Source organism: Microbacterium sp. AZCO (assembly GCF_039614715.1).
Classification (GTDB): domain Bacteria; phylum Actinomycetota; class Actinomycetes; order Actinomycetales; family Microbacteriaceae; genus Microbacterium.
In genome coordinates this window covers 2527648-2552153 of the sequence record NZ_CP154857.1, presented here as the reverse complement: position 1 = coordinate 2552153, position 24506 = coordinate 2527648, and the positions used below count along the sequence as shown (strand labels likewise).

Annotated in this window: 21 protein-coding genes; 15 read left to right on the top strand and 6 right to left on the bottom strand. The window is 71.7% G+C overall.

Annotated features, from left to right (window positions below; translation table 11 throughout):
• Positions 1 to 136 precede the first annotated feature (136 nt).
• A complete protein-coding gene (locus tag AAIB33_RS11940; RefSeq protein WP_345800177.1) occupies positions 137 to 769 on the top strand; it encodes a helix-turn-helix domain-containing protein in 633 nt (210 codons plus the stop codon).
• Position 770: 1 nt separating this feature from the next.
• On the opposite strand, the gene AAIB33_RS11935 is transcribed toward AAIB33_RS11940, so the two are convergent.
• Positions 771 to 1760, bottom strand: coding sequence for an o-succinylbenzoate synthase (locus tag AAIB33_RS11935; RefSeq protein ID WP_345800176.1), 990 nt, complete (start codon positions 1758 to 1760; stop codon positions 771 to 773).
• 177 nt (positions 1761 to 1937) lie between these two features.
• Between AAIB33_RS11935 and AAIB33_RS11930 the strand changes: the two genes are divergently transcribed.
• The 4 genes from AAIB33_RS11930 to metH all read left to right on the top strand — a co-directional run bounded on the left by AAIB33_RS11930 (position 1938) and on the right by metH (position 7776).
• Positions 1938 to 2279 carry a helix-turn-helix transcriptional regulator gene (locus tag AAIB33_RS11930; RefSeq protein WP_345800175.1) on the top strand — a complete coding sequence of 114 codons (342 nt, stop codon included), beginning with the start codon at positions 1938 to 1940 and terminating at the stop codon, positions 2277 to 2279.
• Complete coding sequence (locus AAIB33_RS11925; protein ID WP_345800174.1) at positions 2276 to 3226, top strand: permease prefix domain 1-containing protein; 951 nt, start codon at positions 2276 to 2278, stop codon at positions 3224 to 3226. Before AAIB33_RS11930 ends, AAIB33_RS11925 begins: the two co-directional genes overlap by 4 nt.
• A gap of 80 nt (positions 3227 to 3306) precedes the next feature.
• Positions 3307 to 4107, top strand: coding sequence for an LLM class F420-dependent oxidoreductase (locus AAIB33_RS11920; protein WP_345800173.1), 801 nt, complete (start codon positions 3307 to 3309; stop codon positions 4105 to 4107).
• A gap of 42 nt (positions 4108 to 4149) precedes the next feature.
• A complete protein-coding gene (gene metH, locus AAIB33_RS11915; RefSeq protein ID WP_345800172.1) occupies positions 4150 to 7776 on the top strand; it encodes a methionine synthase in 3627 nt (1208 codons plus the stop codon).
• 111 nt (positions 7777 to 7887) lie between these two features.
• Here metH and AAIB33_RS11910 read toward each other — a convergent pair whose 3' ends face one another.
• Entirely contained in the window at positions 7888 to 10806 is a 2919-nt protein-coding gene (locus AAIB33_RS11910; protein ID WP_345800171.1) for an ATP-binding cassette domain-containing protein, read from the bottom strand.
• 4 nt (positions 10807 to 10810) lie between these two features.
• The gene (locus AAIB33_RS11905) at positions 10811 to 11356 is read right to left on the bottom strand and encodes a hypothetical protein (RefSeq protein WP_345800170.1); all 546 of its coding nucleotides are present in this window, start codon (positions 11354 to 11356) and stop codon (positions 10811 to 10813) included.
• Positions 11357 to 11435: 79 nt separating this feature from the next.
• Here AAIB33_RS11905 and AAIB33_RS11900 point away from each other — a divergent pair, with 79 nt between their 5' ends.
• Together AAIB33_RS11900 and AAIB33_RS11895 are read left to right on the top strand one after the other, a co-directional pair.
• Complete coding sequence (locus AAIB33_RS11900) at positions 11436 to 12338, top strand: 1,4-dihydroxy-2-naphthoyl-CoA synthase (RefSeq protein WP_345800169.1); 903 nt, start codon at positions 11436 to 11438, stop codon at positions 12336 to 12338.
• A gap of 100 nt (positions 12339 to 12438) precedes the next feature.
• Complete coding sequence (locus AAIB33_RS11895) at positions 12439 to 13593, top strand: AMP-binding protein (protein WP_345800168.1); 1155 nt, start codon at positions 12439 to 12441, stop codon at positions 13591 to 13593.
• A gap of 6 nt (positions 13594 to 13599) precedes the next feature.
• On the opposite strand, the gene AAIB33_RS11890 is transcribed toward AAIB33_RS11895, so the two are convergent.
• Positions 13600 to 13992, bottom strand: coding sequence for a VOC family protein (locus AAIB33_RS11890; protein WP_345800167.1), 393 nt, complete (start codon positions 13990 to 13992; stop codon positions 13600 to 13602).
• An 81-nt stretch (positions 13993 to 14073) separates the two neighbouring features.
• Between AAIB33_RS11890 and AAIB33_RS11885 the strand changes: the two genes are divergently transcribed.
• Positions 14074 to 15054 (top strand): 1,4-dihydroxy-2-naphthoate polyprenyltransferase, encoded by a 981-nt coding sequence (locus AAIB33_RS11885; protein ID WP_345800166.1) that lies wholly within the window; start codon positions 14074 to 14076, stop codon positions 15052 to 15054.
• A gap of 9 nt (positions 15055 to 15063) precedes the next feature.
• On the opposite strand, the gene AAIB33_RS11880 is transcribed toward AAIB33_RS11885, so the two are convergent.
• Positions 15064 to 15354 (bottom strand): DUF4229 domain-containing protein, encoded by a 291-nt coding sequence (locus AAIB33_RS11880; RefSeq protein WP_345800165.1) that lies wholly within the window; start codon positions 15352 to 15354, stop codon positions 15064 to 15066.
• A gap of 87 nt (positions 15355 to 15441) precedes the next feature.
• Between AAIB33_RS11880 and AAIB33_RS11875 the strand changes: the two genes are divergently transcribed.
• The 3 genes from AAIB33_RS11875 to AAIB33_RS11865 are packed head-to-tail and all read left to right on the top strand — an operon-like array spanning position 15442 to position 18685.
• On the top strand, positions 15442 to 15912 hold the full coding sequence (locus AAIB33_RS11875; RefSeq protein ID WP_345800164.1) for a PLD nuclease N-terminal domain-containing protein: 471 nt from the start codon (positions 15442 to 15444) through the stop codon (positions 15910 to 15912).
• Between the two features lie 41 nt (positions 15913 to 15953).
• Positions 15954 to 17768, top strand: coding sequence for a 2-succinyl-5-enolpyruvyl-6-hydroxy-3-cyclohexene-1-carboxylic-acid synthase (menD, locus tag AAIB33_RS11870; protein ID WP_345803430.1), 1815 nt, complete (start codon positions 15954 to 15956; stop codon positions 17766 to 17768).
• 53 nt (positions 17769 to 17821) lie between these two features.
• Entirely contained in the window at positions 17822 to 18685 is an 864-nt protein-coding gene (locus AAIB33_RS11865) for a PPK2 family polyphosphate kinase (protein WP_345800163.1), read from the top strand.
• Between the two features lie 77 nt (positions 18686 to 18762).
• On the opposite strand, the gene AAIB33_RS11860 is transcribed toward AAIB33_RS11865, so the two are convergent.
• Positions 18763 to 21078: a fibronectin type III domain-containing protein gene (locus AAIB33_RS11860; RefSeq protein WP_345800162.1), complete on the bottom strand. Its 2316-nt coding sequence runs from the start codon at positions 21076 to 21078 to the stop codon at positions 18763 to 18765.
• Between the two features lie 232 nt (positions 21079 to 21310).
• Here AAIB33_RS11860 and AAIB33_RS11855 point away from each other — a divergent pair, with 232 nt between their 5' ends.
• Genes AAIB33_RS11855 through AAIB33_RS11840 form a run of 4 tightly spaced genes read left to right on the top strand, consistent with a single transcriptional unit; the run spans position 21311 to position 24440 of the window.
• Positions 21311 to 21661 (top strand): PadR family transcriptional regulator, encoded by a 351-nt coding sequence (locus AAIB33_RS11855; RefSeq protein ID WP_345800161.1) that lies wholly within the window; start codon positions 21311 to 21313, stop codon positions 21659 to 21661.
• On the top strand, positions 21658 to 22548 hold the full coding sequence (locus AAIB33_RS11850; RefSeq protein ID WP_345800160.1) for a permease prefix domain 1-containing protein: 891 nt from the start codon (positions 21658 to 21660) through the stop codon (positions 22546 to 22548). Before AAIB33_RS11855 ends, AAIB33_RS11850 begins: the two co-directional genes overlap by 4 nt.
• A gap of 51 nt (positions 22549 to 22599) precedes the next feature.
• A complete protein-coding gene (locus AAIB33_RS11845) occupies positions 22600 to 23628 on the top strand; it encodes an ATP-binding cassette domain-containing protein (protein WP_345800159.1) in 1029 nt (342 codons plus the stop codon).
• The gene (locus tag AAIB33_RS11840; protein ID WP_345800158.1) at positions 23625 to 24440 is read left to right on the top strand and encodes an ABC transporter permease; all 816 of its coding nucleotides are present in this window, start codon (positions 23625 to 23627) and stop codon (positions 24438 to 24440) included. The genes AAIB33_RS11845 and AAIB33_RS11840 overlap by 4 nt, the downstream gene beginning before the upstream one ends.
• Positions 24441 to 24506 lie beyond the last annotated feature (66 nt).

The window sequence follows — 24506 nt, the reverse complement described above, 5'->3', positions numbered from 1 at the left end:
CCGGCGGGCGGCTAATCGATCCGAACGGGAAGTGGTGGATCGATACGCCGCTGTATCCGATACATAGATGTATCGTAGGGAGGCATCCGGACGCAAGGCTGAACGTCAGGTGTGAGAATCGAGACGAGGAGAAGACGTGACCGATGCCGTGACGACGCGTCGCAGAGACGTCACCCGACAGCGACTGCTCGATGCCGCAGCGGAGGTCTTCGCCGAGGTGGGCCTCGACGCCGCCTCGGTCGAAGCGATCTGCGAGCGCGCGGGGTTCACGCGCGGGGCGTTCTACTCCAACTTCGAGACGAAGGAGGAGCTCTTCCTCGAGCTCGCGAGCCTCGTCTCGCGCGAGCGCGTCGCGGCCGTGCAGGATCGTGTCGCTGAGCTCGAGCGCCAGGGCGCCTTCGCGGATGCCGCTGGCAACGCCTTCTCGATCATCCAGCAGGTGCTCGACATCACCTCCGACGACCGTCTGGGCGTCCTCCTCATGAGCGAGATCCGCATCCATGCCCTGCGCAACGCGCAGCTCGCGGCTGCCTACCTCGCCCAGGAGTCCGAGATGATCCGCAGCGTCGCTCAGATCATCGCCGACATCGGCCGCACCAGCGCCCTCACCTTCCGCCTGGATGCCGACGAGGCCGCGCGCCTCATGATCACCGTGTGGGAGGGCGCGTCCGTGCGCTCCGCGATGGCCGGCGTCGACTACGCCGAGATGTGCCGCACCACGAACGAAGAGCTCGCGCGGGTCGCGCAGTTGCTGATCGAGCCGCGCTGACTCAGTCCCGCGCCTCGAGGAGGGCGTGGCACCGTGTGATGCGCTCGAGCCACCAGTCGCGCCGGTCCTCCGGTGCTGCGAGGGCGTCGAGCTGTGCGACGTCGGGCCCGATGCGCTCCACGGGCAGCACGCCGCCGCGCGGCGCGAGCGGGGGAGTCGCGACATCCCCGAGGAACAGGGATGCCGTCCCGAGGCCGCAGTCGAACTCGAGCTCGGGGAGCGCGGCGGCGAGAGCGGCGCCCATCGCGAGCCCGATCGACGTGTCGAGAGCGCTCGACACGACCGCCGGGAGTCCCGCCTCGGCGACGATCTCGAGCGCACGCCCCACCCCGCCGAGCGGCTGGGCCTTCACGACGAGGAGATCGGCCGCGCCCGCGCGGGCGACCGCGAGCGGATCGGAGGCCTTGCGCACGCTCTCGTCCGCGGCGATCGGGACGCCCATGTACTTCACGCGCCGGCGCAGCTCGGCGAGCTCGTCGATCGTCGCGCACGGCTGCTCGACATACTCGAGGTCGAACTCCGCGAGCGCATGCACCGCGTGCTCCGCCTCATCGAGGTTCCATGCGCCGTTCGCGTCGACCCGCACGCGCCCCTCGGGGCCCAGCGCCTCGCGCACAGCGCGCACGCGCGTCACATCGTCCGCGAGGGTCTGCCCGGCCTCGGCGACCTTGACCTTCACGGTCCGGCAGCCGTCGTAGCGGGCGAGCACCTCGGGAACCCGGGATGCGGCGACGGCCGGCATCGTCGCGTTGACGGGGATCTCGCGACGCAGCGGCGCCGGCTGCGGCATCCATCCCCAATCGATCGCCGCCGCGAGCCAGGTGGATGCCTCCGTGTCGCCGTACTCGACGAAGGGCGAGAACTCGGTCCAGCCTTCGGGTCCCTCGAAGAGCACCGCCTCACGCACGTCGACGCCGCGGAAGCGGGTGGCGAGCGGGAGCGCGACGACGCGCGCCGAAGCGAGGATCTCGGCGAGGGGCGGTACGCGCATGCGGCCATCCTGCCACTCCGCACCGCCCACCCCCGCGCCGCCACCCCCGCGCCGAGTTGCCACTTCTTCGCGCAACCAGGCGCCGAGTTGCCAGTTGTTCGGGCAACTCGAGGGACATCGGGTCGGCCGATAATGTGCCCTTGCCTATAGTGTGCGAGACACAGTACAGTGTCAGTCATGACCGAGACCGAAGCCCTCGAGACGCACCTGCAGGAGCTGCGCCGCGGCACCGTCGTGCTGGCCTGCCTGCGGCTGCTCGAGACTCCGGGCTACGGCTATGGCCTGCTCGAAGAGCTCGACGCGCGCGGCTTCGACACCGACGCCAACACCCTCTACCCCCTGCTGCGACGACTCGAGAAGCAGGGCCACCTCGTGAGCGAGTGGAACACCGACGAGGCGCGGCCTCGCAAGTTCTATCGCACGAGCCCCGCCGGCGCACGCCTCGCCGATGCCCTCACCGCCGACTTCGCCCGCGTCGCCGCCTCGATCGACGCTCTCCCCGCCAAGGACCGATCATGACCACCGCGACCCTCACCGACCGCTACATCGACGCCGCGATGCGCAGCGTGCCCGACAAGCAGCGCGCCGACCTGTCCGCCGAGCTGCGAGCCTCGATCGCCGACCAGATCGACGCGCGGGTGGATGCCGGTGAACCGGCCGAAACCGCCGAGCGCGACGTCCTCAGCGAGCTCGGCGACCCCGACAAGCTCGCGGCGGGCTATCTCGAGCGTCCGCTGTGGCTCGTCGGACCGCGGTACTACCTCGACTGGTGGCGTCTGCTCAAGCTGCTGTGGGCGATCGTGCCCGTGTGCGCGGCCTTCGGGGTCGCGCTCGCGCAGACGCTCGCCGGAGCGAGCTTCGGCGAAATCCTCGGCTCCGTCGTCAGCGTCGTGCTGGCAGTCGTCGTGCACGTCGCCTTCTGGGTCACGCTCGTGTTCGTCATCCTCGAGCGCACCGGCCACGAGACGATGGACCCGAGCCCCTGGACCCCGGATCGGCTCCCCGAGCCGAAGGCATCCGGCGCCACCTTCGGCGACATGGTCGCATCGCTCGTCTTCCTCGTGATCGCGGCGGGTGCCGTGCTCTGGGATCACTTCGTGGGCTGGCCCGTCGGCGGGGGCGAGACGATGTCGTTCCTCGCCCCGGGGCTCTGGCCGTGGTGGATCACGGGGCTGTTCGTCGTCATGGCGCTCGAGGCGGTCCTCGCCGTCGCCGTGTTCGCGCGGGGCCGGTGGACGACGGGACTCGCCGTCGCAAACCTCGTCCTCGATGCCGCGGTCGCGCTGCCCGCGCTGTGGCTGCTCAGCAACGGGCTGCTCGTCAACACCGACTTCTTCCCGACCGTCATCCCCGGGGACGGCGCCGAGGTCGGCGGCATCCTGAGCGTCATCCTCGGCTTCGTCTTCGCCGGCGTCGCGGTCTGGGACTCGATCGACGGGTTCCTCAAGGCCCGCCGCGCGCGCTGAGGCATCGCCCTCGATCGGTGCGGTCGTCGAGGGGTCCACCGCGGCCCCCGGCATCCCGTCCCGCCCCTAGGCTGATCCGCATGCCTCTCCTCGACACCGCAGTCCGGCTGGGCGTCCAGCTCCAGCCGCAGCACGTCACCTATCCGCAGCTTCGCGACGCCGTGCTCCGTCTCGAAGACCTCGGCGTCGACATCCTCTTCAACTGGGACCACTTCTACCCGCTCTCGGGCGACCGCGACGGCCTGCACTTCGAGTCCTGGACGATGCTCGGCGCGTGGGCGGAGCAGACCGAGCGGGTGGAGTTCGGCGCCCTGGTCAACTGCAACAGCTACCGCAATCCCGACCTGCAGGCCGATATGGCCCGCACGATCGACCACATCTCGGCGAAGGACGGCGGCGAGGGCCGGTTCATCTTCGGCACCGGCGCGGGCTGGTTCCAGCGCGACTACGACGAGTACGGGTACGAGTTCGGCACCCCCGGCACGCGGCTGAACGACCTCGCCGACGGACTCGCGCGCATCGAGGCGCGCTGGGACAAGCTCAACCCCGCCCCGACGCGCCGCATCCCGATCCTCATCGGCGGCGCAGGCGAACAGAAGACCCTGCGCCTCGTCGCGCGTCACGCCGACATCTGGCACAGCTTCGTCGGCCCCGACGGCCTGCCGGCCAAGCTCGAGGTCATCGAGCGCTGGGCCGAGAAGGAGGGGCGCGACACCTCGAATCTCGTCATCTCGAACGAGCTGCAGCGTCGCGACGAGGATTTCGCCGACCATCTCTACGACGCGGGCGTGCGCCTCTTCACGCTCGGCTTCGGCGGGCCCGACTACGACTACGAGCGCGTCAGGGCGTGGCTGCGCTGGCGCGACGCCAAGAACGCGTAACGCTCGGGAGGCGGCATCCCGCGCCTCGGTAAAATCGCACGGATGAGCACCGCGCCCGCCCCCCGCTTCGCCCTCGACATCGACGGCGTGCCGCGGCCCGCGCGGGCACAGGCGCTGCTCGACGCCGTGACCACCCGCGTCGTCATCGCCGACGGGGCGATGGGCACGATGCTGCAGCGGTACGAGCCGACGCTCGACGACTACCAGCAGCTCGAGGGCTGCAACGAGATCCTCAACGTCTCGCGCCCCGACATGATCGCGGCGATCCACGACGACTACCTCGCGGTCGGGATCGACGCCGTCGAGACCAACACGTTCGGGGCGAACTGGTCGAACCTCGGAGACTACGGCATCGAGGACCGCATCGGCGAGCTCGCCGAGGCGGGCGCCCGCATCGCACGCGAGCGCGTCGAGGCGGCCGAAGCGGCGGACGGTCGCGTGCGCTGGGTGCTCGGATCGATCGGCCCCGGCACGAAGCTCCCGAGCCTCGGCCACACGACGTACGACAACCTCAAGCAGACCTTCGCGCTGCAGGCCGAGGGGCTCATCGACGGGGGCGCCGACGCGTTCCTCGTCGAGACGTCGCAGGACCTCCTCCAGACGAAGGCCGCGATCAACGGCTGCCGTCAGGCGATCGTCGCGCGAGGCATCCGTCTGCCGATCTTCGTCGAGGTCACGGTCGAGACGACCGGCACGATGCTCATGGGCTCGGAGATCGGGGCGGCGCTCACGGCGATCGCCCCGCTCGGCGTCGACGCGATCGGCCTCAACTGCGCCACCGGCCCCGCCGAGATGAGCGAGCACCTGCGGCACCTGTCGAAGCACTCGCCCGTGCCCGTGGCCTGCATGCCCAACGCCGGCCTGCCCGTGCTCACCGCCGACGGCGCCCACTACCCGCTGTCACCCGACGAGCTGGCCCACGCGCACGAGCAGTTCGTCCGCGAGTTCGGCCTGGGTCTGGTGGGTGGATGCTGCGGCACGACGCCCGAGCACCTCAAGGCCGTCGTCGACCGGCTCCGCCCGCTCGCGCTCGCGGAGTCGCGACACCCGGTCAAGGAGCCGGGTGTGGCATCCCTCTACCAGCACGTCCCCTTCGATCAGGATGCCTCGTACCTCGCGATCGGCGAGCGCACCAACGCGAACGGGTCGAAGGCGTTCCGCGAGGCGATGCTCGAGGAGCGCTGGGACGACTGCGTCGAGATCGCCCGCAATCAGATCCGCGTCGGCGCGCACCTGCTCGACGTGTGCGTCGACTACGTCGGTCGCGACGGGGTCGCCGACGTGCGTGAGATCGTCTCGCGCTTCGCGTCGGCATCCACCCTTCCGCTCGTCATCGACTCGACGGAGCCCGCCGTGATCAGCGCGGGACTCGAGCTCATCGGCGGCCGGCCCGTCGTCAACTCGGTCAACTACGAGGACGGCGACGGACCCACGAGCCGCTTCGGCCGCATCATGCCGCTCGTCAAGGAGCACGGCACGGCCGTCGTGGCGCTGACGATCGACGAGCACGGCCAGGCCCGCACCGCCGAGGGGAAGGTGCGCATCGCGTCGCGCCTCATCGACTCGCTCGTGGGGGAGTGGGGCCTCGAGGTCTCCGACATCATCGTCGACTGCCTCACGTTCCCGATCGCGACCGGGCAGGAGGAGACGCGTCGCGACGCGATCGAGACGATCGAGGCCATCCGCGCCATCACGACGAAGTACCCCGGCATCCACACGACCCTCGGCGTCTCGAACGTGTCGTTCGGCCTCAACCCCGCCGCGCGCATGGTGCTCAACTCGGTCTTCCTGCACGAGGCCGTCGAGGCGGGCCTCTCGTCGGGCATCATCGACGCGGCCAAGATCGTGCCGCTCGCCTCGGTGCCCGAAGAGCAGCGCCGGGTCGCGCTCGACCTCGTGTGGGACCGCCGCGAGTACGACGCCGACGGGTCCGTCACCTACGACCCCCTGGCGCGCATGCTCGACCTCTTCGCGGGGGTCGACACGGCCGCCCTGCGCGACCAGCGCGCCGCTGAGCTCGCGGCCCTGCCCGTCGGCGAGCGCCTCGAGCGCCGCATCATCGACGGCGAGGCGAAGGGCCTCGAGGCGGATCTCGACCTCGCCCGCGAGGGCGGGCTCTCGGCTCTCGACATCATCAACGTCCACCTCCTCGAGGGCATGAAGGTCGTCGGCGAGCGCTTCGGCTCGGGCGAGATGCAGCTGCCGTTCGTGCTGCAGTCGGCGGAGGTCATGAAGAACGCCGTCGCGCTGCTCGAGCCCCACATGGAGAAGTCGGATGCCGCCGGCAAGGGCCGCATCGTGCTCGCGACCGTCCGCGGCGACGTGCACGACATCGGCAAGAACCTCGTCGACATCATCCTGAAGAACAACGGCTACGACGTCGTGAACCTCGGCATCAAGCAGCCGATCGCCGACATCATCGCCGCGGCCGAAGAGCACGACGCCGACGTGATCGGCATGTCGGGCCTGCTCGTGAAGTCGACGGTCGTCATGAAGGAGAACCTCGAGGAGCTCCAGTCGCGGGGTCTCGCGAAGAAGTGGCCGGTCATCCTCGGCGGCGCCGCACTCACGCGGGCCTACGTCGAGGACGATCTGGCCTCGCTCTTCGACGGCGAGGTGCGCTACGCCCGCGACGCGTTCGAGGGTCTCGCCCTCATGGAGCCGCTCGTGCGGGTGGCCCGCGGCGCGTCGCCCGACGAGGTCGGCCTGCCGCCGCTCAAGAAGCGCATCCACCGCGCGTCGTCGAAGCTCACGCTGACCGAGCCCGAGGCGATGCCGGAGCGGTCGGACGTGGCAGCCGACAATCCCCTTCCCGCCCCGCCCTTCTGGGGTACGCGCATCGTCCGCGGTGTCGCGCTCGCCGACTACGCCGCGTTCCTCGACGAGCGCGCGACCTTCATGGGTCAGTGGGGTCTCAAGCCCGGGCGCGGCGAGGGCGGTCTCACGTACGAGGAGCTCGTCGAGCGCGAGGGTCGCCCGCGCCTGCGCTACTGGCTCGACCGCATTCTCGGCGAGGGGATGCTCGATCCCTCGGTGGCGTACGGCTACTTCCCGGTCGTGTCCGAGGGCGACGACCTCGTCGTGCTGCACCACGGCGACGATCCCTCCGGTCTTCTCGGGCCCGCCGGGCTGCTCGCGCCCGACGGCGGGTCGGGCGGCGCCGTCGGCATTGAGCGCCTGCGCTTCACATTCCCGCGCCAGCGCCGCGACCGGCACCTGTGCCTCTCGGACTTCGTCCGCTCGCGCGAGTCCGGTCAGGTCGACGTGCTGCCCGTGCAGCTCGTCACGGCCGGCGCCCACATCGACTCGGTGACGGCCGAGCTCTTCGCCGGCAACCACTACCGCGACTACTACGAGCTCAACGGCCTCGTCATGCAGCTGACCGAGGCGCTCGCCGAGTTCTGGCACGCCCGCATCCGGTCGGAGCTCGGCTTCGCCGACGAGGACCCCGCCGACACGGCGGGCCTGTTCAAGCTCGAGTACCGCGGCGCGCGCTTCTCGCTCGGCTACCCCGCGTGCCCCGACATGGAGGACCGCCGCAAGGTCGTCGAGCTCCTCCGTCCCGAGCGCATGGGCGTCGAGCTCAGCGAGGAGCTGCAGCTGCACCCCGAGCAGTCGACCGACGCCTTCGTCTTCCACCACCCCGAGGCGAAGTACTTCTCCGTCTGATCCCTCCCGGGCTTGGCCGCGGCATCCCTCCCGCCGTCGCCTCTGGCCGCGGCATCCCTCCCTTCTCGCCTGGCCGCGGTATCCCGTCGTGGAACCGGAGGATCAGTGGTGTCAGGCCGACGTCAGCGGCGATCGTCCCGCGTGCGTCGAGGCTCCCGATCGGGAGAGGGACGAGGGGAGGGCTGCCGCGGTCAGCGGCTTCGCGCGACGGAGGGCGCTGAGCACGGCCCGGCCGATGACGAGGATCCCGACCACCGTCGTGATCGCCCGAAGCGTATCCCAGCTGAGGGTCGACGTGACGAGCGAGTACAGCAGGAATCTCGACAGATTGAGGCTGAGCGGGGCTCCCGGCGTGTACGAGATGTCGGTGCCGAACCCCACGGCGAACGGCCAGTACCAGAAGTTCATGATGAGGCCGAAGGCGTAGGACGCGAGGACGCCGTAGACGCACAGCATCGCGATCTCCGTGCGCGCCGACACGCGGCGGGGGAGGAGCCCTGCACCCGCGCCGACCCAGGCGCAGGCGAACATCTGGAACGGCGTCCACGGTCCGAACGTTCCGGTGACGAGCGTCGACAGCGCGATCGTCGCCATACCCAGCAGCATCCCGAACCGTGCGCCGAAGGCGCGGCCCGCGAGGATCAGCAGGATGAACACGGCCTCGACGCCGCCCACGCCGGTGCTCGCGATGCGCACGGCCGCGCCGATCGCCGCGAGCGTGCCGAGCAGCGCCAGCATGTGCGCGGATCGCACCGTGCCGTCGAGCGTCGCGACGACGACGAGCGCCGCGAGGGGAGCGAGCCCGAGCGCCGCGGCGGGCACGGCCGCCTGCGCGTCCGCGGGAACCGCGTTCGCGACGAGCGGCCAGCAGAACGCGCCCAGCGCGACGACGTTCGCGGCGATGAGCGCGACCAGGGCGAGGCGCCCGCCCCGGTGCCGGCCGGGTCTCGGGCGCTGCCGGTCGTCGTGCGCCTCATTCGCACCGCGTCGCGACCCTAGGGTCTCGTCGAAACCATCCGTTGTCCGCGCCGGCAGCGCATGGTCTCGGCGAGACCCTAGGGTGTCGACGCGCGGGTTCTGGTCGGCGGGCGCCTCCCGCGACGCCCCGCGCGATCCTGGAGCATCGACGGGCACCGCATCGGGGATCGCCGAGTGCGCCCGCGCCGCCCCCGCATCTGCCACAACCGCACCCACGACCCCGCCACGCATCGGGAGCACGCGGTCGGCGGCCGCCGCGACCTCTGGCTCGTGCGAGGCGACGAGCACGGCAGCGCCGTCGGCGGCGAGCGAGGTCAGCGCCGCCCAGACGAGCCGGCGCGCGTCGGGATCGAGGCCCCGGGTGGGCTCGTCGACGAGGAGCGTCGTGGGCGACCCGGCAAGCTGGATCGCGAGCGCGAGGCACCGTCGCTCGCCCACGGACAGGTCACGGGGATGCCGCGCCAGGCGCGCGGCGAACTCCCGGCTGTCCGGATCCAGACCCAGGAAGCGGGCGAAGCGCGTGGCCGTCCTCGCCGTCGATCGGCGGTCGGCGCGCCGGCACTCCGCCGCCACGGAATCGGACACGAAGAGGTCGTCGGAGGCATCGGGTACGAGGGCCACGCGACCCTCGGCCGTCACGCGCGGGTCTCCCGTGAGCGCCGCGAGCAGGGTCGACTTGCCCGCGCCGTTCGGCCCGACGAGCGCGACGAGCTCGCCGGCGCGGAGCGACAGGATCGCGGCATCCACCGCCACGACGCCCCGGTGGCGCACCGTCACCCCCTCCGCGCGCAGCACGACGGGGGCGTCCGGCGCCACGGCCGGCGCCACGGACAGCGCGACGGCCGGCGCGACCACTCCGTCGACGAGGACGCCATTCCGGATGCGGAGCCGCACATCGGCCATGGCGACGAGCCCCGCCACGCGGTGCTCCGCGACGACGACGCACATCCCGGCCTCGTGCGCGAGTGCGTCGAGCAGCGCCGCCACGCGCGCACGGGCGCGAGAGTCGAGGTCGGCGAAGGGCTCGTCGACGAGGAGCACGATCGGCCGCTCGACCACGGCCGCCGCGAGGGCGACGAGCGTCGCCTCGCCCGCGGAGAGCCCGCGGGTCGGCCGGTCGAGCAGCGGCTCGATCCCCACCCGAGCGGCGACCTCGGCGACGCGCGCCGCGACGATCGTCCGCGCGACGCCGCGCAGTTCGAGTGCGAGCCCGATCTCGTCGCGCACGAGCTCCGTCGCGAACGCCTCGCGGGGATGCTGCGGCACGACCCCGACGAGCCGCGAGAGGTCGCGCGGCGGCACGGCCGTGCGCGGGTGTCCGGCGACCTGAAGCGCCCCGTCGACCCACCCGCCGTCGACGTGAGTGTGCAGGCCCGAGAGGGCGCGCAGCAGCGTCGACTTGCCCGAGCCGGTCGGTCCCGAGACGAGGGTCAGCGATTTGGTGCCGAGCGCCAGCGTCCCGACCCGCACGACGGGGGCCGAGCCGAAGCCGATCGACACATCCTCCGCCGTGGCCGGCTCGAGGCAGTCGCCGTCGAGCGCCCGCCCCGCGAGCCCGCGCAGTTCGAGCGCCGCCGCTATGCCTCCCGCGCGCTCGAGCGTCCGCTGCAGCAGGGGCGCCAGCATCCGCACCCCCGCGCGCTCGCCGCGCAGGCGCTGGGCGAACCGAACCGCCCGCCCGGCGTCGGCGAGCGAGGGGAGGGTCGCCCACGCGATCGCGACGGCGCGCGCGATGCCGCTCAGCGGGCCGCGCCGTGCGCCGCGGACGAAGAGCCGAGGAAGGTCGACGAGGGCGTTGAGCACACCGAAGGCGAGGATCGTCAGCGCGATCGGGAGCGCGCTCGCCGCGGCATCCCTCAGTCCGTCCGTCGTCACGGGGCCGAGCAGCACGACGTGAGCGAACGGCGGAGGCAGCCGCACCGACGGCAGCGCGAGCAGCACGGCGCCGGAGCCGTCGGCGCCGTGGAAGAGGACGCGATAGACGACCCGGACCGCCACGAACGTCGCGGCAAGAGCCGCGGCGGCGCGCAGGGGTCCGGGTCGAAGGGTCATCGGGTCACGGCGTCGCGGTCGGGGAGGCGGGGGTGCCGTTGAGGCTGAAGAGCAGCGCGAGGCTCTCGCCGGGCTGAAGCTGCAGGGTCGACAGGCCCTCCTGTGCGTACTCCCATGCGCCGCCCTTCGGCTCGACCCACAGCGACCAGTAGGCGAACGCGGCGGGCATCGACTCGCACTGCTCGAAGTAGTCGGTGCCGTCGGGGTTCTTGATGGCGAGATCCGCGGCGGGGACGCCGTTGACGCGGCACACCACCTGATCGCCGTACTGCTTCGTGCCTTCGGTCGTCACGTCGGCCTGCGCAAGCGCGTCGCTCGCGGCGATCGCCGTGGCGGTCGGGATGCACGTCGCCTGCGACGGGTCGTCCTCACCGAGCTCGAGCGCGCTCGCGTCGACGACGATCGTGACGCCCGCGCAGTCGCCCGACACCGAGGCGGAGGGGGATGCTGACGGCCCGGCCGTCTCGGTCGGAGTCTGCGAGCAGGCGGTCAGAGCGAGCAGGAGGACGGCGGCGGAGGTCGCGGCGAAGGCGCGGAGCGAAGAAGTCACCCCTCCAGGCTAGGGTCCTGTCCGGTCGGCGTCCTGCCGTATGACACCGACCGCGACCGGGTCGCCGTAGGCTGGCGCGGTGAGCGTTTCCGAGCTGTTCGACAAGGCGGAGTGGCGGCCGGCGCCCGGCGCCGAGGGGTACACCGACATCACCGCGCACGTGTCGACGGACGGGCGCATCGCCCGCATCGCCTTCGACCGGCCCGAGGTGCGCAACGCGTTCCGCCCGCACACGGTCGACGAGCTTTACCGGGCGCTCGACGCGGCACGCCAGGACCCGAAGATCGGCGTCGTGCTCGTGACGGGCAACGGCCCGAGCCCGAAGGACGGCGGCTGGGCGTTCTGCTCGGGCGGCGACCAGCGCATCCGCGGGCGCGACGGCTACAAGTACTCCGATTCTCCCGACGCCGTCGTCGACCCGGCGCGCGCCGGTCGCCTGCACATCCTCGAGGTGCAGCGCCTCATCCGGTTCATGCCGAAGGTCGTCATCGCGGTCGTGCCGGGGTGGGCCGCCGGCGGCGGGCACTCGCTGCACGTCGTGTGCGACCTCACGATCGCCTCGCGCGAGCACGGCCGCTTCAAGCAGACGGATGCCGACGTCGGCAGCTTCGACGCCGGCTACGGCTCGGCGTACTTCGCCCGCCAGATCGGCCAGAAGTTCGCGCGCGAGGTCTTCTTCCTCGCCGAGGAGTACTCAGCCCAGCGAGCGTACGAGATGGGCGCCGTCAACCGCGTCGTGCCGCACGCCGACCTCGAGCGCGAGGCGGTCGCGATGGCCCGCACGATCCTGACGAAGTCGCCGACGGCGATCCGCATGCTGAAGTTCGCGTTCAACGCCGTCGACGACGGCCTCGTCGGCCAGCAGGTCTTCGCGGGCGAGGCCACGCGTCTCGCCTACGGCACCGACGAGGCGGTCGAGGGCCGCGACGCGTTCCTCGAGAAGCGCGAGCCCGACTGGGCTGCGTACCCCTGGCAGTACTGACCCGCGCCATGGCACCAACTCCGCAATCTCGCGCCATGCGGCCTCTCCGGCTCGGCGTGTCGCCGGCCAGGCGGCCGATCGTGAGGAGTTCGTGCACGGCATGAGGCTCGAACCGGTCGTCGGTGACGACCCCCGCGAGATCCTGCGGGGGCTCCGCTCCGCCATCCACGGCGCAGGACCGGCCCTCGGGCTCGGGATGGTGCGGGCGGTCCCGGGCGCCGTCCGCGCGGGAACCGCCGTCGTCGTGACGACGTCGGGCTCGACGGGCGTTCCGAAGAGCGTCATCCTGAGCCGCGACGCCCTCACCGCGAGCGCGCTCGCCACCTTCGCGCGGGTCGGCGAGGGCGCGTGGCTCCTCGCGCTTCCGGCGAGCTACGTCGCGGGCCTCCAGGTGCTCGTGCGCTCGATCGTCGCCGATCGCGAGCCGGCGATCCTGAGCGGTGCGTTCACGCCGCAGTCGTTCACGGCGCTGGCGCTCACGATGGTGTCGAGCCGGGGCGGCGTCCGCGTTCCCACGTACACGTCGCTCGTGCCGGCGCAGCTGTCGAGGCTGCTGGATGCCGCGGAGGGCGACCGCTCGGTGGCCGCGGCGATCCGGTCGTTCGAGGCGATCCTGGTCGGAGGTCAGGCTCTCCCTCCCGTCGTGCTCGAGCGTGCGCACGAGGTCGGCGCGCGCATCGTCCGCACGTACGGCTCGACCGAGACGAGCGGGGGCTGCGTCTACGACGGGCGCCCGCTCGACGGCGTGGGCATCCGCATCCTCGACGGCGAGGTGCAGCTCGCGGGGCCGACGCTCGCCGACGGCTATCTCGGCGACACGGACGGGACCGAGGCGGTCTTCCGCGTCGACGACCACGGCCGCCGCTGGTACCGCACGGGCGACGCCGGGATCATCGAAGACGGCATCCTGCGCGTCAAGGGGCGCATCGACAACGTCATCGTCTCGGGCGGGATCAACATCTCCCTCGACCGGGTCGAGCGGATCGTGCGGTCCGTGCCGGGCCTGTCCGGCGCGGTCGTCATCGGCGTGCCCGACGAGCGGTGGGGCGAGGCATCCGTCGTCGTCGCCTCCCGTGGCGAGGCGCTGCGCCGCAGCGAGTCGGTGCAACTCGAGGAGGCGCGCTCCGCCGTCGCGGCGGAGATCGGCGCGCACGCGCGGCCGACCCGGCTCGTGCTGGTCGACGAGCTCGCGACGCTGCCCTCGGGCAAGCCCGACCGAGAGGCGATCCGCCGCGCGGTCACCGCTCTGCACTGACGGCGGTCAGTTCTCGGCCTTCGCGTGCTCCGCCGACTTGTCCACGACGCAGAAGCGGTTGCCCTCGGTGTCCTCCAGCACGATCCAGTCGGCGTCCTCGGGGTAGTCGTGCCAATCGACCTCGCGGGCGCCGAGGCCCAGCAGACGCTCCACCCCGGCGGCCTGGTCGTCCGCGTAGATGTCGAGGTGGATCCGCGGCGGATAGTGCTGCGGGTAGCCCGTGACCGACAGCGCGATGCTCGCGCCCGGCGCGAGCTGGTCGGTCTTGTACGGCGGATCGAGCACGACCCAGTCGTCGGTCGGCTCCCGGCGGTTGACGTATCCGAGGGCGGCGCGCCAGAACGCGCCGGCCCGGGGGATGTCTTCGACGGTCAGGACGACGGTTCCCACGGTCAGCATCCCGCCATCATGACGCCGGCCGGAGCGCCTCGCCCAGGCCTTGCGCGACGCTCATGAACGGTGCCTCTATGATGTCCCCTCGTGGCAGGCACCCCCAGCAAGAACCGCAAGCGCACGAGCCCGAACCGGCAGCCGTCGCGCGGGAACCCGCAGAAGACGAACGAGTCCCGCGACCCGCGCCGCGTCGAGAAGGCGACGGCGCGCGACTGGATCGGCGCCGCGCGCCTGCGCACCCTGCCCCTCGCCGTCACGCCCGTGCTCATCGGCACGGGCGCGGCGCACCTCGTCGATGTGCAGTTCCACTGGGTCATCGCGCTCTTCTGCCTGATCGTGTCGGTGAGCCTGCAGATCGGCGTCAACTACGCCAACGACTACAGCGACGGCATCCGCGGCACCGACGACCACCGCGTCGGCCCCGCCCGACTCACCGCATCGCGCAAAGCCAAGCCCCGCACGGTGCTCTTCGTCGCGTTCGCGTTCTTCGCGATCGCCGCGCTCGCGGGCCTTGCGATCGTCATCAGGACGCAGCAGTGGTGGATGCTGGTGGTCGGCGCCGTCTGCATCCTCGCGGCCTGGTTCTACACAGGCGGCAAGCGCCCCTACGGCTACTACGGCCTGGGCGAGCTCTTCGTGTTCGTCTTCTTCGGGCTCGTCGCGACGGCCGGCACGACCTACGTGCAGGCGCTCGCCGTTCCGCAGGAGGCCTGGCTCGGGGCCGTCGCCGCGGGTCTCCTCGCGTGCGCCGTGCTGCTCGCCAACAACCTGCGCGACATCGACCAGGACCGTGCCGCCCGCAAGCGCACGCTGACGGTGCTCATCGGACGCCGCGCGACCCAGTGGCTCTTCACGGCGTTCATCGCCGTCGCGTTCGGCATCGCGGTCTTCATCGCGCTGTTCTACCCGATCGCGTGGCTGACGCTGCTGGCCCTGCTCGCGGCGCTGCCGGCGATCCTGATCGTCTGGACGTACCGCCTGCCGAAGGAGCTGCTCGTCGCCCTCGCCCTCACGTCGCTGACGTCGATCGCCTACGGCGCGTTCCTCTGCTGGGCCTTCATCGGCTGACCCGGGCGGTCAGCGCTGGTCGGCGGCGCCGCCGGCGTCGGACGCGGCATCCTCGATGTCCTCATCGCTGACGCGGTCGGCCCTCTTCCGGCGCTCACGGCGGTCCGCGAGGCCCGCCGACACGTCGTCGAGCGGGCGCCGCAGGAACAGGAGCGACAGGCTCAGCCCGATGAGGGCGGCGAAGATCGCGGCGAGCCAGTAGAGCTCCTGGAAGACGGGGAACAGCATCAGGATCGCGAACGGCACGATGAACGCGAGGAGCCGCAGCACCGTATAGAGAAGGGCGGAGCGGGCTTTCACCTAGACATCGTAATTCGCCTGGACCGGCGCCGGTCACCGTTCGGTCACGCCCAGGCCATCTCCAGCGCGCGCGCCTAGGATGGAGGCGTGACGAAGGTGCTGCTCATACTCGCCGTACTGGCGGTCGCCTTCTGGGTCTTCACCATCGTCGACTGCTCGGCACAGCCCGCCATCCGCCACCGCGGCGTGGGCAAGCCGGTGTGGATCCTCATCGTCGTGCTGCTCCCCGTCATCGGCGGCGTCATGTGGCTCGTGCTGGGGCGTTCCCGCGTCAACGCGGCGGGCTCCCGGAGCGCCCCCGACGACGACCTCGAGTTCCTCGGCCGCATCGGAACGCAGAGCGACCAGGACGAGCGCATCCGCCGCCTGGAGGAGGAGCTCGCGCAGCTCGACGCCGAGGACGACGATCCCAAGTGGAACCGTCTCTCGGCGCCGCCCGCCACGGGCTCGCCGGGCCCCGCCAAGCCCGGTGAGGCCGCGACCCCCGGCACCGAGGCCAAGGGACGCCCGAGCCCCGACGACGACGACACCCGCGGTCAGCGCGGCGTCGCCGGCTGAGCGTGGATCCCGAGGCAGACGGCGAGCGCTTCGCCGATCTCATCGACGAGCCCGATCCGCGTCAGCTGCCCTCGCCCGCGACCGACGCCGCGGCCGCGCTCTTCGGCGCCCTCGTCGAGCAGGGTGTGCGGCACGTCGTGCTGAGCCCCGGCTCGCGCTCCCAGGCGCTCGCCCTCGTCGCCGCCGAGCTCGAGGAGCGCGGCGCGCTGTCGCTGCACGTTCGGCTCGACGAGCGCGTGGCCGGCTTCACGGCGCTCGGCATCGGACGGGAGTCCCGGATGCCGGCGGCCGTCGTCTGCACGTCCGGGACCGCCGCCGCGAACCTGCTGCCCGCCTCCCTCGAGGCGCACCACGCCGGCGTGCCGCTCCTGCTGCTCACGGCCGACCGGCCGCCCGAGCTGCGCGGCGTGGGCGCCAACCAGACCACGCGCCAGCCCGGCATGTTCGCACCGAGCGTGCGGTGGGAGGCCGACCTCCCCGTGCCCGAGGCGAGCGACCCCGAGGGCGGGGGAGAGCAGAGCGTCATGCTGCGCGAGGTCGCCGCCCAGGCGGTCGCGGCGGCGCTCGGCGCCGGCACGCGCTCACCGGGCCCCGTGCACCTCAACCTGCCGTTCCGCGAGCCGCTCGCGGGCGACCTTCCGTCGTGGCTGCTCGTGCCGGCGGCCGAGCTCACCGTCGAGCCCGACCACGATCTCGACGCCGCTCCCGTCGAGGCGGAGGAGCCCGACGACCCGTCCGGCGCGCTGTACCAGGGCGGCGGCGGCATCGGCGAGGCCGACCTGCCCATGGAGCCCGAGGATCGTCCCCACCTGCTTCCGCGCGGGCCCCGCACCGTCGTGCTCGCGGGGGCGGATGCGGGACCGGATGCCGAGACCCTCGCCCACGAGGGCGGCTGGCCGCTCATCGCGGAGGTCGTCAGCGGCGCGCGCTTCGGTCGCAACCTCGTGCACGGCTACCGCGACCTGCTCCGCGACCCCGAGCTCGGCGGACGCATCGAGCGCGTCGTCGTGCTCGGCCATCCGACGCTGAGCCGCGAGACGGCGGCGCTCCTCTCCGACCCCGAGGTGGAGGTGTTCGCGCTCCGCGGGCCGGGAGAGCCCCTCAACCTCAATGGCGCGACGACACCTCTCGACGCCGTCGCGGTCGCGGCGGGGGAGGACGACCGCGAGTGGCTCGGACTGTGGCTGCGGGCGTCGCGCGCGGCATCCATCGATCTCTCTCCTGCGGCGCCCGATGTCGACGGCCTGTCCTCCGCCGTTCCCAGTGAGCGGCTCGGGGCGATATCCGCGGAGCTCGCGGCGATCCGCGCACCGCTCGATCGTCCGACGGTCGTCGACGCCGTGTGGAGAGCGACGTGGCCGCACGACCGGCTCGTCTTCGGATCCTCGCGACTCGTGCGCGTCGCCGATGCCGTGCTCGGGGGCAAGAAGGTGCCCGTGCACGCCAACCGCGGCCTCGCCGGCATCGACGGCACGCTCGCGACGGCGTTCGGCATCGCGCTCGCGAGCCAGGCGGCCGGACGGCCCGGGGTCACGCGGGTGCTGCTCGGCGACCTCGCCTTCCTCCACGACGTCGGAGCGCTCCTGCTCGCGCCCGGCGAGCGCGAGCCGCGACTTCAGGTCGTCGTCGGGAACGACGGCGGAGGCACGATCTTCGACGGTCTCGAGGTGGCGCAGGTCGCGGGGCGCACCGCGATGGACCGCGTGCTCTACACGCCCCACACCGTGAGCCTCGACCAGCTTGCCGCGGCGTACGGCTGGGAGTACACCCGCGCGACGACGCGCAGTGAGCTCGACCAGGCGCTGACCTCACCCGTCGCGGGTCGCCACCTCATCGAGGTCCCCCTGCCACGCTGACCGCCCGCAATCAAGCAGGTGCGCGCTCCGGTGGCCTCGGCCAGGATGAGCGTATGACGGCAGAGAGTCAGAAGTACTGGACGGGCGATCCGGCTGAGATCCTTCGCGTGGGGGACGGTTCCCGGCTGGACGAGATTGATCCCTCCTCGACGCCCGGCTACGAGGGCGGCAAGTCGAAGGGCAAGAAGGACCTCTCGTCGGGGGAGAAGGAGCTGGGCGAGCTGCAGGAGCGGCTCTACGCGCGGAGTCAGGCCGAGGTGACGAACGCCTCGGTGCTGCTCGTGCTGCAGGCCCTCGACTGCGCCGGCAAGAGCGGCATCATCCGCCACGTCGTCGGCGCCGTCGACCCGCAGGGCATCTCGGTGAGCGCGTTCAAGCAGCCCACCGACGAGGAGAAGGCGCACGACTTCCTCTGGCGCATCGAGAAGGCGCTGCCCGAGGCGGGGTACATCGGCGTGTTCGACCGGTCCCACTACGAGGACGTCCTCATCGCACGCGTGCGGGAGCTGGCGCCGGCCGATGAGATCGAGCGCCGCTACGACGCGATCAACGAATTCGAGAAGCGCCTGACCGACGGCGGCACCCGGATCGTGAAGGTCATGCTGCACATCTCCTCGGACGAGCAGAAGAGGCGACTCATGCGGCGGCTCGACCGTCCGGACAAGCACTGGAAGTACAACCCGTCCGACGTGGATGAGCGGATGCTGTGGCCGAAGTACATGGAGGCGTACCAGATCGCGATCGAGCGCACGTCGACGGATGCCGCGCCCTGGCACGTCATCCCCGGCGACCACAAGTGGTACGGCCGCGTCGCCATCCAGGCGCTCCTGCTCGCCGCACTCGAGGACATCAACCCCAAGTGGCCCGTCGCGGACTACGACGTCGAGGCCGAGAAGGCGCGGCTCGCCGCCAGCTGATCCGGGGTTGTGCGACCCGGATCATCCGACCCGGGTCATCCGACCCGGATCATCCGACCCGGGTCATCCGACCCGGATCATCCGATCCCTCCGACAACCACCGGCGATCGGCGGTTGACGATGCTTCCGTCGCCGAGCTGACCGCGCTCGTTGACGCCCCACGCGTACACGCGCCCGTCGGCGGTGACCGCCAGCGAGTGCTGGTAGCTCACGGCGACCGACCGGATGCCGCTGATCGCGGGGTTCAGCGTCGGCCACGACTCCCAGGCCCCGGCCACGCCCAGTCCGAGCTGGCCGCGCTCGTTCCGGCCCCAGACGAACAGCTCTCCGGACGACGTCACCGCGAGTGAGTGGAACGCCCCGGCGACCTCGACGATGCCGGTGAGATCCTGGCGCGTCGCATGGCGAACCGGCGCCGGTGCGGGGTTCGCCACGCGGGTCCCGTTGCCGAACTGTCCGTCCATGTTGGCGCCCCAGGTGTAGGCCCGGCCGTCCGCGCCGACGGCGAGCGCATGAGATCCGCCGGCCGCGACCGAGACGACGGGAGGGATGCCGGAGACGCGGGCGGGCGTGTAGCGCCCGGGGTTCCCGTCGCCCAGTCCGCCATCGGGGAAGTAGCCCCAGTGGTACACCGAGCCGTCGGCCGTCGCGGCGAGCGAATGGCTGTAGCTCGTGCTGACCGAGACGACGTCGCTGAGTCCCGGAACGACGATGGGTGTGTACCGATGCGTGTCGGTTCCGTCGCCGAGCGCGCCTTCGGTGTTGTCGCCCCACGCATAGAGGCGGCCATCGGCGGTGAGCGCCAGCGCGTGCGTGAGCGCCGCCGTCACGTCGACGGCGTCTGTGACCCCCGCAACGAGCGCCGGCGACCGCCGATCGGTGGTGGTCCCGTCGCCGAGCTGGCCGTACTGGTTCTGGCCCCACGCGTAGACGTGCCCGTCGGCGGTGGCCGCGAGGGAGAAGCCCTGCCCGGCGGCGACCGCCACCGCGTCCGTGATGCCGGCGACGGCGACGGGCGTCGGCCGGTCCGTCGTCGTCCCGTCGCCGAGCTGGCCGCTGAAGTTGGCGCCCCAGGCGAAGACGCGCCCGTCGGCGGTGACCGCGAGGGAGTGGTAGTCGCCCGCGGCGACGTCCACGACCCGGCTGCCCTCGGGAAGAGTCACCGTCACCTGGGGGCTCGTGATGCTGGTGGGCGGGTAGCCCGGCTTGCTCCCCGTCACGGTCACCGAGATCGCCTGTCCGGCGTCGTCGGCGACGAGGGTGTAGCTCCTGCCCGTCGCGCCGGGGATCGGCGTGCTGTACCGGTTCCACTGATACGTCAGCGTGACCGGCTGCGGCTCCCACGTGCCGGCATCCACCGTCAGCGTGGACCCGACCTGCGGCGTCCCGACGATGACGGGAGCGACCGGCGTGATCACTCCGAGGCGGAGCGTGACCTCCTCGGTGGTCGGTGCACCCGTCCCGACGGCGTTGATCGCCGCGACGGTCAGCTCGTAGGTCGTCTCGCGCGCGAGGTCGACCGCGGTCCACGATCGCGCGTCGGGCCCGAGGATCACCGTGAGCGGGCCGTTGCCCGATGCGTCGGTGCCGTTGCGTGTGACCCGGTAGCCCGTGACCGGCGATCCGCCGTCGGAGAACGGGGGAGTCCAGGTCAGGGTCGCTGTGCGGTCCCGGTCGTCCTGGGTGATCACGGTGCTGCTCACCGCACCGGGAACGACGGGCACGTCGCGGAGGACGGGCGCGGTCGGGGCGCTGAACCGCGCGCTGCTCGCGTACCCCGGCTTGGCGCCCGTGACCTGCACCTTGAGGGGCTTGCCGACGTCCGTCGACGTCGGCGTGTACACAGATCCCGTCGCCCCCAGGATGCGGGTCGAGCCGGCGTACCACTGGAACGAGAACGACACGGGCGGCGGCCCCCACGTGCCGGGGTGCGCCGTGAGGATGGAGCCCACCTGAGCGGTGCCGGTGATCGTCGGGGTGTCGGTCGTGAGGGTCGCCTGTGCCATCGTGATCGATGTGGTCCGTGCCGGCCCGCTGCCGGCCGCGTTGAGGGGGATGACCGCGACGATGAGGGTCGTTCCCGGAGCGAGGTTGGTATAGACGCGGGACCGGATGCCGGGCCCGACGGTCGTCGAGCCGACAGTCGGTCCGGCCGTGGTGAGACGCACCAGCCGGTATCCCGTGATCGGTGAGCCCCCGTCGCTCGACGGCGCCTTCCACGTCACGGTGGCGGTGTGCGCCGTGTCGTCCTTCGTCGCGGTCACGGCGGTCGCGGCCCCGGGAACGCCCGCCACCGCCTGAGCGGCCCCGGGCGCCGCTCCGAGGAGGAGGAGGAGGACGGAGGTCGCGAGGACGGCGATGAGGGAGGTGAGTCGAGTGGATGCCCGGGTCATGACGAGTCCCGTCGGTCGCAGGTCACAGGTGTCAGCGGCGACGTCGTCGACGGCGCCACGTGAGGTGGTGCGCAGACGATCGAGGGTGCTCGGCCTGGAACGACGGCCGAGATGGTGCTCGTGGAGAATCTGCCGCCCCGAGGCGTGCAGACAAGAAGGAAGCTAGCAGAGGCTCGCCGCGCAAAGAACGAACCCTGTCTCGACAAGTACTTGATGTGATACAGTACCTGTCATGACACAGGACGATGCCTTCGCGGCCGATCTGCTGCGCGGCCATACCGACACGATCGTGCTCGGCGTGCTGCGTCGCGGCGACCGCTACGGCTTCGAGATCTACAAGACGATCCGCGATGCCATCGGCGGCGACTACGAGATCAAGGAAGCGACGCTCTACGCGACGTACCGCCGTCTCGAGAAGGACGGGCTCGTCGAGTCGTACTGGGGCGACGAGACGCAGGGCGGCCGCCGCAAGTACTACCGCATCACCGACGCGGGGCGCTCCGTGTACCGCTCGAACGTGTCCGCCTGGGTCGCCACGCGACGCATCATCGACTCCCTCCTCGACGTGAAGGAACAGCAATGAACACCGACATCCACCGCCTCCTCGACGAGGCGTTCCAGGGCGTCGAGATGACCCCCGACGCGCAGGACCTCAAGGAGGAGGTGCGTGCCAACCTCATCGCCCGCGTCGACGAGCTCGAGGCCTCCGGCAGCTCCCCCGCCGAGGCGGCTCGACTCGCGATCGCGGAGCTCGGCGACGTGCGCGATCTTCTGGACGGGGGAAGGGATGCCGCGGCTCCGGCCGCCCCCGAGAGCGCCCAGGCGGCCTTCCTCCGCCACCGCGTCCGCCCCAAGAGCGGATTCGTCGTGCGCACCGTCGTGCTGAGCCTCATCGCCGCCGTCGCCCTGGTGCTGCTCGTGCTCGGGGCCTTCGCGATCGTGCCCGTCGGCACGGCGGGCCTCGTGGCCCTCGGCCTCGCGGTCTCGCTGCCGCTCGGGATCGTCACCGCCGACGCGCTGCGGCAGGAGACGACGACCAACCACCCGCTTCCCACCGGCAGGGCGGTGGGTTTCGGTCTCGCGACGTTCGGCGGGCTCGAGGCGCTCGCGCTCGGCGCCGTCTTCGCGGTCGATCTCACGGCGGTCGGCGTCCTCGTCGTCGCGGCGCTGCTGCTCGTGGCATCCATCGTCGCCTTCAGCTGGCTCGCGGCGACGCAGACCAACCGCAAGAAGGCATGGACGCGCGCGGCGTGGAACCTCGAGGTGAGCAACCGCTTCGAGGACGAGCCGGAGACGGCGGCGCGCTTCGGCATCTACACCGCCGTCATCTGGATCGTCACGTTCGCCGTCATCGTGCTGCTCATCTTCACGGTGGGCTGGTGGTGGGGGCTGCTCGCCTTCGTCGGCGGCTTCGCCGTCATGATGCTCGTGCTCGCCAACATGATGTTCGGTGCCCGCAGGAAACCCTGACCGCACCTCGCGACACCCACCACCCTCATCAGAAAGAAGGGATGCTTCGCCATGCCCGAAAACGACACACCCGCGATCGTTGCGGAAGACCTCGTGAAGGTCTATCCCGGTCGAGCGCGCAAGCCCGCCGTGCGGGCTCTCGACGGACTGAGCTTCACCGTGCCGGCCGGCCGCGTCTTCGGCCTCCTCGGACCGAACGGCGCCGGCAAGTCGACGACGACGAAGATCCTCACGACGCTGTCCAAGCCCACGAGCGGCTCCGCCCGGGTCTCGGGGCACGACGTGCTCCGCAACCCCGACGCCGTCCGCGCCGCCATCGGCTACGTCTCGCAGGGCTCGAGCACCGACCCCGTGCTCACGGCGACCGAGAACCTCGAGATCGCCGCTCGCCTCCGGGGCATCGCATCGGCCGACGCACGGGCGCGTGCCGCCCGGCTGCTCGACGACTTCGGCCTGGCCGAGGCATCCCGTCGCCCCGTCTCGACCTTCTCGGGAGGCATGCGCCGCCGCCTGGACGTCGCGGCGGCCCTCGTGCACCGGCCGAAGGTGCTGTTCCTCGACGAGCCGACGACGGGCCTCGATCCGGAGGCGCGTGCGGCGATGTGGGCCGAGATCCGGCGCCTGTCCGGCGAGGAGGCGCTCACCGTCGTGCTCACGACGCATTACATGGAGGAGGCCGATCGCCTCGCCGACGACCTGCTCCTCGTCAGCGGTGGACGAGCCGTCGTGCAGGGCACGCCCGAGGCGCTCAAGGCGGCGCTGCACGGCGATTCGCTCCGCGTCTCGCTCGTCGAGCCCGATGTCGCGGCCGTGCGCGCCGCCGTGGCGCGCGTCGCGGGCCTGCGCGACATCGTGGTCGAGGCATCCGGAATCGACGGGATCCTCGCCGCCCGGACCGACGACGCGTCGGCCGCCGTCGGAGCCGTCATCGCCTCGCTGGATGCCGCGGGCATCCGCTACGGCCAGGTCTCGGCATCCCACCCCACCCTCGACGACGTGTATCTGCACTTCGTCGGCCACACCTTCGGCGACCCCTCGACCGGATCGGCCGCCGCGACACAGACAGGAGCGGCGGCATGACGACCATCGCGCTCAGCGCCACCACTGCGACCCCGGCCCGCTCGGGCTGGTTCACCCAGACCGGGCAGGTCACCCGACGCTGGCTCATCTCGGGTTTCCGCCAGGCGTGGGGACCCGTCATGTCGCTCATCCAGCCGATCATCTGGATCGTGCTGTTCGGCGGCGTCTTCTCGGCGCTCGGGGCGCTGCCGCAGTTCGGCGGGGACGGGTACATCGACTACCTCGTGCCCGGCATCCTGATGATGACCGTGCTCTACTCGGGCGCGTGGGCCGGAACGGGCTACATCGACGACATCAACTCGGGCGTCATGGACCAGTACCTCACGTCGCCGATCTCGCGGACCGCGATCATCACGGGACAGCTCGTCCAGCAGCTCATCATCAACGTGCTGCAGTCGGTCGTCGTCCTCGGCATCGGCTGGCTCGCCGGCGCCCGGTACCCGGGCGGCATCGGCGGCATGGCCGTCGCCCTCGGCGTCGCGACACTCCTCGCGACGATCTTCTGCTCGATGTCGACGGCGGTGGCGCTCACGACGCGCAATCAGATCGCGCTGATCAGCCTGTCGCAGCTCATCGTGCTCCCGGCGACGTTCCTCTCGACGACGATGATGCCGGCCGATCTCATGCCGGAGTGGGTGCAGAACGTGTCGCGCTGGAACCCCATGACGTGGGCCGTCGAGCTCGGTCGCGGCGGCCTCGACGGCTCCTACCCGTCGAACGGCTGGTGGCAGGCGGCAGGGCTGGCCGTGCTCGCCGCGCTCGCGTTCCTGTGGTCGGTCCGCGCGATCCGCGCCTACCAGCGCTCGATCTGACCCGCTCTCTCACCGCGAGCCCACACTCGGTGCGCCAACCCACACCCGGTGGGCGCGCATCGAGTG